The sequence below is a fragment of the Neisseria sp. P0021.S005 genome (assembly GCF_051956955.1).
The window spans coordinates 1-7,989 of the sequence record NZ_JBQCWY010000111.1; the positions used below are offsets into that span (position 1 = coordinate 1).

The 7,989-nt window shown below is 44.9% G+C and carries 6 protein-coding genes and 1 pseudogene; 3 read left to right on the top strand and 4 right to left on the bottom strand.

Annotated features, from left to right (window positions below; all coding sequences use genetic code 11):
- Nucleotides 1-212, bottom strand: a pseudogene (locus tag ACTHUE_RS08075) (lipopolysaccharide heptosyltransferase I); the annotation flags it as partial.
- Between the two features lie 46 nt (nucleotides 213-258).
- Nucleotides 259-894 (bottom strand): nicotinamidase, encoded by a 636-nt coding sequence (locus ACTHUE_RS08080; RefSeq protein ID WP_049335681.1) that lies wholly within the window; start codon nucleotides 892-894, stop codon nucleotides 259-261.
- Between the two features lie 170 nt (nucleotides 895-1,064).
- Here ACTHUE_RS08080 and tsaA point away from each other — a divergent pair, with 170 nt between their 5' ends.
- Nucleotides 1,065-1,739: a tRNA (N6-threonylcarbamoyladenosine(37)-N6)-methyltransferase TrmO gene (gene tsaA / locus ACTHUE_RS08085; protein ID WP_049335679.1), complete on the top strand. Its 675-nt coding sequence runs from the start codon at nucleotides 1,065-1,067 to the stop codon at nucleotides 1,737-1,739.
- 95 nt (nucleotides 1,740-1,834) lie between these two features.
- On the opposite strand, the gene gap is transcribed toward tsaA, so the two are convergent.
- Nucleotides 1,835-2,839, bottom strand: a complete 1,005-nt coding sequence (gene gap / locus ACTHUE_RS08090; protein WP_049335677.1) for a type I glyceraldehyde-3-phosphate dehydrogenase — start codon at nucleotides 2,837-2,839, stop codon at nucleotides 1,835-1,837.
- Nucleotides 2,840-3,491: 652 nt separating this feature from the next.
- On the opposite strand from gap, the gene lpxC reads away from it, so the two are divergent.
- Complete coding sequence (lpxC, locus tag ACTHUE_RS08095; RefSeq protein ID WP_049335675.1) at nucleotides 3,492-4,406, top strand: UDP-3-O-acyl-N-acetylglucosamine deacetylase; 915 nt, start codon at nucleotides 3,492-3,494, stop codon at nucleotides 4,404-4,406.
- Between the two features lie 237 nt (nucleotides 4,407-4,643).
- On the opposite strand, the gene ggt is transcribed toward lpxC, so the two are convergent.
- The gene (ggt, locus tag ACTHUE_RS08100; RefSeq protein ID WP_049335672.1) at nucleotides 4,644-6,413 is read right to left on the bottom strand and encodes a gamma-glutamyltransferase; all 1,770 of its coding nucleotides are present in this window, start codon (nucleotides 6,411-6,413) and stop codon (nucleotides 4,644-4,646) included.
- A 482-nt stretch (nucleotides 6,414-6,895) separates the two neighbouring features.
- Here ggt and gnd point away from each other — a divergent pair.
- Nucleotides 6,896-7,989: decarboxylating NADP(+)-dependent phosphogluconate dehydrogenase (gene gnd / locus ACTHUE_RS08105; protein ID WP_440423244.1), on the top strand; the 1,094-nt coding region annotated here is incomplete at its 3' end.

A 7,989-nucleotide genomic window follows, 5' to 3' on the forward strand; every position in this document is an offset into this window, starting at 1 on the left:
GTTTCAGCCTGAAAAAGGTGTTTGCGCCACTGCCGCCATTTCATTACATGAACCTTTTTGACAAAAGGATGTAAGCGGGCAATATCTGCAAACCCTGCCTCACACAGCCAATGGAGCTCTACCTCAGGACATTGTCGCGCCAAATCTTCAACTGCGGGCAACGTATGAATTAAATCGCCCATACTGGACAAGCGGACAAGTAAAATCTTCATATTTTGGAAAATGTTTCACGTGAAACAACAGAATTTTAAATATAATTTATTGATTATTAATGTATTTTTTTATTTCTTTGGCGTTTTCTAAAATAATAGCCCCGGCAGAATACATTTCCTGCCATGCTGATTCAACCGTTTCCGGAGCAATGCCGCGACAAGCAGCCTGATTGACGATGACTTTCCAAGCCCCGCCTTTAAGCAACTGTAAAACTGTCGTTTTCACACAATAATCCGTTGCCAAACCGCCGACAATGACTGTATCTGCATTTTGACAGCGCAACCATTCGATCAAACCTGTACTGAGCTTTTCTTCAATATCGTGAAAACATGCGCCGTAAGGATGTAACTCAGGATCGACGCCTTTCCAAACGCAATAATCGTATTCTTTGGCTGAAGGCAGGCCATCCAACAAATCATAGCCATATGTTCCAACCATCGCATGCGATACCCAAGTCAAATCCGCATCGGGTAAACCCGTCGGTTTCAACATATCAACAGGATTATCCACAAGCCATTTTGCCGCGGCATGATGCGCATCTTTCGTCATTACGCGTAAATCCGCCAATGCAGCTTGGGCATTGAGTTCATCCGCAATCAGGTGACCTTCGGCAACGGGCAATTCTTTCGGACACAAAGGCGTAAACGTTTTTTGTGCATCTACATCGATAGAAACAATCATGTATTAATATAACCTATTGATTTTATTTTAAATAATTTAAATTATTCATTTATTGCCCATATACGGACATTTGGAATAAATGCTTTGTATTATAACAAATTACTACTACAAAATGTGGGAAAACATCTGTGATATGATGACAGTTTGCACAGAATATTTATCCACAAATTATGTCCTATTCTATTACGCCTATTGCAACCGTTCATTCCCCCTACAAACAAAAATTCGGCATTGCCCGCCAACCCGGTTTGGTTCCTGCAGCAGAAATTTGCATTGAACTCACTCCTGAATTTACCGCAGACAGCGTTCGGGGCTTGGAAGATTTTGACTATGTGTGGATAAGTTTTATTTTCCACGGCGTATTGGATGAAGGTTGGGCGCAAATGGTGCGTCCGCCACGGCTTGGAGGCAAACAAAAAATGGGCGTATTTGCCACGCGCAGCCCGCACCGCCCCAATCATCTCGGTTTATCCCTGCTGAAACTCAAACGCATCGAAACAGGCAAACCTGTCCGCATCTATTGCAGCGGCGCAGACCTATTAGACGGTACTCCGGTAGTGGATATCAAACCCTACATCCCGTTTATCGAATCCAAACCTGACGCATCATCAGGCTTTGTCAGCGGCAAACCTGAAGAATTGAACGTTGTCTGGGCAGAAAGTACGCTTGCAGAACATTTATCCACAGAAGAAAAACATCTCATTGAGCAAAGCATCGCCCAAGATCCTCGTCCTGCCTATCAAGATATTCCTGAACGGATTTATGTAATGAATATTGCGGATTATGAAGTACAGTTTAGGATAGAAAACAAATGTGCCACTGTGATTAAACTATCCACAATCTGATTGCAAATTGAATCTATCTACAAACAAAAGGCCGTCTGAAATATTCAGACGGCCTTTTAATTATCCACAGACTGATTGATTCAGCCTGTTATCCTTTAGATTTTGCTGGCAAAAAATTCCAAGGTACGAACCAATTGGCAAGTGTAAGACATTTCATTGTCGTACCAAGCAACGGTTTTCACCAATTGTTTGTCGCCAACTGTCATCACACGGGTTTGAGTGGCATCGAAGAGTGAGCCGTATTCAATACCGATAACGTCGGAAGATACGATTTGATCTTCAGTGTAGCCTAAAGCATCGTTGGCGGCAGCTTTCATGGCTGCATTGATTTCTTCTTTGGTAACAGGGCGTTCGAGAACAGAAACCAGTTCAGTCAAAGAGCCGGTGGCTACAGGAACGCGTTGGGCAGAACCATCAAGTTTGCCGTTCAATTCAGGGATAACCAAGCCGATGGCTTTAGCGGCACCGGTGCTGTTCGGTACGATATTCAAGGCAGCGGCACGGGCGCGGCGGAAGTCGCCTTTGCGGTGTGGCGCGTCAAGGGTGTTTTGGTCGCCGGTATAAGCGTGGATAGTGGTCATCAGGCCTTCAACAATACCGAATTCTTTTTGCAATACCGCAGCCATAGGGGCCAGACAGTTAGTCGTACAAGAAGCGGCGGAGATGACGGTTTCGCTGCCATCCAAAATATCTTGGTTTACGCCGTATACGACAGTTTTCACATCATTGCCGCCAGGAGCCGAAATTACAACTTTGCGCGCACCGGCACGGATATGGGCTTCCGCTTTGGTTTTATTGGTAAAGAAACCAGTACATTCGAGGACAACGTCCACACCCAGCTCGCCCCAAGGCAATTCTTCAGGATTAGGATTGGCAAATACTTTGATTTCTTTGCCGTTCACAACAATCGCATCATCTTTCAATTCGGCAGAGCCTTCAAAGCGGCCTTGAGTACTGTCGTATTTAAAGAGGTGCAGCAGCATATCGGCAGGAGTCAAGTCGTTAACAGCAACGACTTCGATACCTTGGGCTTTTTCAATTTGACGTAATGCCAGACGACCGATACGGCCAAAACCATTAATCGCTACTTTAATACTCATTTTGCTACTCCTAATTAGATGGAATGGGAAAAATTTTTCAGTAAGGCCATTGTATCCTGAAATAAAATTACTTTCTAGGATTAAAGATAATTACTTTTAAGTTGTTTGATTTAAATAAAGAAAACATGAAATTCTTGTTTGTAGGAAAATATCAGGTAAATCGAATCAGTCCTGAATTTTGATATTTTATTTCATAAAAACCATTTTCCAATCTTAAAAGTTTCATAAGTTTATGGAAATCATAAACTTAGTTCTATTTCCTCCTTATTTTGCCATTTTTGTGTTGATAATTCAGTGTTTTCTTCAAATTATAATATTTTAATTCTTAAAATGATGATTTTGATGAAGAACCAAACTATCTGTGGATAACAGGATAACTTTCTTTAAAAATAATTTGATAATTCATTTTTATCTTTGAAGCCAACCCCAACTGAATGCCGGAATAAAAAAGGATAGAATCTTAGTTCTTCTATTTTTCTGTGGATAAAACCCAAATTACCCACTTCAATTTCACATGCTATTGTGGATAATTAAAATTTTGAAATTCACACCCGCAAAACATCCATATTGGCAAATACTATTAAAAATGATGGCTTGTTTTTTCCTTTTTAACGTATCATTTGCCCATCAGACTTTTTAAAAGGAAGCAATTATGTTGCAACGGACTTTAGCCAAATCAGTAAGCGTTACCGGCGTCGGCCTGCATTCGGGCGAAAGGGTCGCTCTGACTTTGCATCCTGCCGAAGAAAACAGCGGTATTTCGTTCCGCCGTACTGATTTAAGTGGGGAAATGGGCGAAGTAATCAAATTGAATCCTTATTTGATCAACGATACCCGCCTCTCTTCAACCATCGTTACCGATAAAGGCGTACGCATCGGCACGATTGAACACATTATGTCGGCATTGTCTGCCTACGGCATTGACAATGCCTTGATTGAATTGAACGCGCCTGAAATTCCGATTATGGACGGCTCCAGCCTGCCGTTTATTTACCTTTTACAAGATGCAGGCGTGGTGGATCAAAAAGCCCAAAAACGTTTTTTGAGAATCCTCAAACCTGTTGAAATCAAAGAAACCGGAAAATGGGTACGCTTTACGCCTTATGACGGTTTTAAAGTTACTTTAACCATCGAATTTGACCATCCCGTATTCAACCGCAGCGCACCTACTTTCGAGATTGATTTTGCAGGAAAATCCTATATCAATGAGATTGCCCGCGCCCGTACCTTCGGCTTTATGCACGAAGTGGAAATGATGCGCGCCCATAATCTCGGACTGGGCGGCAATTTGAACAACGCCATCGTGATTGACGACATGGACGTTTTGAATCCGGAAGGTTTGCGCTATCCCAATGAATTTGTCCGCCACAAAATCCTGGATGCAATTGGCGATTTGTACATTGTCGGCCATCCGATTATCGGCGCATTTGAAGGTTACAAATCAGGTCATGCCATCAATAATGCACTGTTGCGTGCCGTTTTGGCAGATGAAAGCGCTTACGAATGGGTTGAGTTTGCCAATGACGAAGACTTGCCCAGCGCTTTTCACGAGCTGCCGGCAGCCTGATAGAAAATAGATAAAGCAGTCCAATGAAAAGACCGTCTGAACCTTTCAGACGGCCTAAATCATGTTGTTTTCCACAAGTAATTATCCACATATTCATCCCTTTTATCTTATTGAAAAATAGAAATATTAAAATTTAATGTTATTCTTATACACATCTTATCCATATATTTTCCCAAACTAAAAAGGCCGTCTGAAACGAAGCTGTTCAGACGGCCTTTTTCATGTCAACCGACAAAATCAATCGCCCATGACTTTGCCTTCACGGCGCGGGTCGGCGCCGCCGAGTAAACCTTCTTTGCCGATCACAATGCCTTGCACGCCGGAATTCAAATCGCGGATTTGAACTTTATAGCCCAATTTTTCCAACGCAGCTGCTTTATCCGCCGCAGCGGTTTTATCCTCGATCTCATACTGGCTGCCGCGATTAAGCATATTCGGCAGAGAGATTGCCGCCTGAATGTCCATGCCCCAGTCGATATGCGCCACCAGCGTTTTGGCAACGAAACCGATGATGCGGCTGCCACCCGGCGAACCGACTGCCATATAAGGTTTTCCGTCTTTCATCACAATGGTCGGCGCCATCGAAGAACGCGGACGTTTTCCACCAGCAACGCTATTTGCCACCGTTTTACCATCCTCTCCGACAGGATTGAAGGCAAAATCGGTTAATTCGTTGTTGAGCAGATAACCGTTTGCCATCAGCCCCGAACCGAACGCGTTTTCAATCGAAGTCGTCATCGATACAACGTTACCGTCTTTATCCACAACCACCAAATGGCTGGTGGACGGCAGCTCGACCGCCATGCCCTGCGCGTATGCTTTGCCAAACTTGCCTGCCTGAATAGTTTCCAATGCCTTGTCAGCCTTGCGGATTTCTTCGGCACGCGGTTTCAAATAAGCTTGAGAAATCATGGCACGGGTCGGAACGTTTACAAACTTGGGATCGCCGACATAATAATCACGGTCGGCAAAAGCAATCCGCGACGCATCGCCTATCCAGCGCCAACTGTGGATATTTTCCGATCCCAACGCTTTCATATCCTGATTCTGCAATACGCCCAAAATCTGCCCCAAAGCGATTGCGCCGGAACTTGGCGCGCCCATGCCGCAAACTTCATATTCACGATACGGCGCACAAACCGGCTTACGCTCGATAACTTGATAGTTTTTCAAATCCGCCATGCTGATTTTGCCAGGATTATCCACAGCACTGGTAACGGCACGAACAATATTCTGCGCCTGCATTCCCTGATAAAACGGCGCACTGCCTTTTTCCGCCAATAGACGTACGGAACGCGCAAATTCAGGGTTTTTCAACACCGTTCCCGCAGCCAAAGGTTTGCCGTCAGGCAGGAAGTAAGCGGCGGTTTGCGGATAACGTTGCAAGGGTTCCAAATTTTGCTCGATGGATTTCGCCATACGCGGAGAAACAGCAAAACCTTGTTCCGCCAAAGTAATCGGTTTCTCAAACAAACTTGCCCACGGTAATTTGCCGTAACGCTTGTGGACATCTTCGAGCAGCTTTGGAATCCCCGGCACACCGACCGAACGGCCGCCGACCACTGCTTTCATAAAGCCCATCGGTTTGCCGTTTTCGTCCAAGAAAAGCCCCGGCGTTGCCGCTTTCGGCGCCGTTTCACGGGCATCAAACGTCGTCAGCTTTTTCGCCTTATTGTCCCAATACACCAAAAACGCACCGCCGCCCAATCCGGAAGACTGCGGCTCAACCAGTCCCAAAGTTGTCTGCATGGCAATCATCGCATCTATCGCACTGCCGTCGCGCTTCAAAATTTCATAACCGGCTTCAGTTGCCAGCGGATTGGCAGACGCCGCCATATAATGTTTGGCGCGGATTAATTTCTGCTCCGTCAGACCTGTTCCTTGCTCCGGCGCATGGTTGTCCACAGATACAGAGGGCAGGGAAACTTGGGGCTTTTGAACCGGCTGTTGCGCACAAGCGGCCAAAATCAAAACGGATAACAGTTTAATACTAAAGGAAAACTTCATATGCACACCCTTATTGACATATTTTCAGACGGCCTTTTCCCAGCTTAAATAAAAGGAAATATGAAAATAGCTTGAAATAAAAAACCATTTGACTATTTCTCTAGTCAATCAGTTCCAATTGGAGAAGTATAAAACAAGCTAAGATTGTGCACAGGCAAAAAGTTACCCACAGAATGGAGCGGCAGGAAAATTTTATCCACATCTGCAAACAAGGCCGACCTTACTTTATCCTCATCAAAAAATATTAGCTAAGTATTTGAAAATTTTTTGTAATCAAAGTTATCAACAATCTGTAGCAGCACTCAATATCATCTTCTATTTATTATTTAAAATCTAAATTATAGTTTATTTTCCTAAAGGCAAAGGCCGTCTGAAACGTAAAGGCATCTTTTCAAAAAATTAAAAAGTTAAGGATTGTTAAAAACGTGTAAATCAGCTAGAGTTACGCTAGATAAAATTAATCAATAACGGAGTTTCACAAAATGAAAGGCGACATTGGCGTAATCGGCCTTGCCGTAATGGGGCAAAACCTGATTCTCAACATGAACGACAACGGCTTTAAAGTTGTCGCATACAACCGGACGACTAGCAAAGTAGATGATTTTTTAAACGGCGCAGCCAAAAATACCAATATTATCGGTGCATATTCACTGCAAGATCTGGTTAATAAATTAGAAAAACCACGCAAAATCATGATGATGGTACGCGCTGGTTCTGTTGTGGACGACTTTATCGAGCAACTTGTCCCGCTTTTGGACCAAGGCGACATTATTATTGACGGCGGCAACGCCAACTATCCCGATTCCACCCGCCGCACCCACGAGCTGGCGGCAAAAGGTATCCGCTTTATCGGTGCCGGTGTATCCGGCGGTGAAGAAGGCGCGCGTCACGGTCCTTCTATCATGCCCGGCGGCGATGAAGCCGCATGGCCTGCCGTCAAACCGATTTTCCAAGCCATCTCCGCCAAAACGCCTCAAGGCGAACCTTGCTGCGACTGGGTCGGCCGTGACGGTGCGGGCCACTTCGTCAAAATGGTGCACAACGGCATCGAATACGGCGACATGCAGTTGATTTGCGAAGCGTACCAATTCATGAAAGACGGTTTGGGCCTGTCTTATGACGAAATGCACCAAATCTTCAACGAGTGGAACAAAACCGAACTGGATTCTTATCTGGTCGAAATTACCGCCGCGATTTTGGGTTACAGAGATGAAAACGGCGAACCTTTGGTCGAAAAAATCCTCGATACCGCAGGTCAAAAAGGTACAGGTAAATGGACCGGCATCAATGCCCTCGATTTGGGTATCCCGTTGACCCTGATTTCCGAAGCCGTATTTGCACGTTGCGTGTCCGCGTTTAAAGACCAACGCACCCAAGCAAACAGCCTGTTTGGCAAAACCATTACCCCGATTGAAGGCGACAAAGCCGCATGGGTCGAAGCCCTACGCCAAGCCCTGTTGGCATCCAAAATCATTTCTTATGCACAAGGCTTTATGCTGATCCGCGAAGCCAGCGAAAACAACGATTGGGCATTGAATTACGGCAATACTGCCCTCTTGTGGCGCGAAGGCTGCAT

Bases quoted from the DNA above. Each gene is read 5' to 3' on its own strand.
- ggt (WP_049335672.1), bottom strand. From the start codon at position 6,413: ATGAAGTTTTCCTTTAGTATTAAACTGTTATCCGTTTTGATTTTGGCC.
- lpxC (WP_049335675.1), top strand. From the start codon at position 3,492: ATGTTGCAACGGACTTTAGCCAAATCAGTAAGCGTTACCGGCGTCGGC.
- ACTHUE_RS08080 (WP_049335681.1), bottom strand. From the start codon at position 894: ATGATTGTTTCTATCGATGTAGATGCACAAAAAACGTTTACGCCTTTG.
- tsaA (WP_049335679.1), top strand. From the start codon at position 1,065: ATGTCCTATTCTATTACGCCTATTGCAACCGTTCATTCCCCCTACAAA.
- gap (WP_049335677.1), bottom strand. From the start codon at position 2,839: ATGAGTATTAAAGTAGCGATTAATGGTTTTGGCCGTATCGGTCGTCTG.